The organism is Amycolatopsis sp. SID8362, from assembly GCF_010550475.1.
Classification (GTDB): Bacteria; Actinomycetota; Actinomycetes; order Mycobacteriales; family Pseudonocardiaceae; genus Amycolatopsis; species Amycolatopsis eburnea.
Genome location: NZ_JAAGNB010000173.1, coordinates 1 through 249, shown reverse-complemented (window position 1 = coordinate 249; position 249 = coordinate 1). Strand labels below are relative to the sequence as shown.

Genomic DNA, 249 nt, shown 5'->3' with positions numbered 1-249 from the left:
CAGCCCGCTGCTCGGCGACCTGCCCGAGGTGCGTGTGCTGGCGTCGCTCACCGAGGGCGGCGAAGGCACCACCGGGGAAACCGCGCGCCTGCGCGGGATGCCCGGAGCCGAGCGCGAGCGGGCCCTGCTCGACCTGGTCCGCGCGGAGGCCGCCACCGTGCTGGGGCACGCCTCGGCCGCCGGAGTGCCCGAACAGCAGGCGTTCCGCGACGCCGGGTTCGACTCGCTGACCGCGGTGGAGCTGCGCAA

1 protein-coding gene is annotated in these 249 nt (G+C 76.7%); it reads left to right on the top strand.

Annotated features, from left to right (window positions below; genetic code table 11):
* The coding region (locus tag G3I65_RS05985) for an acyl carrier protein (protein ID WP_160695213.1) at positions 1 to 249 on the top strand (249 nt) is incomplete at both ends.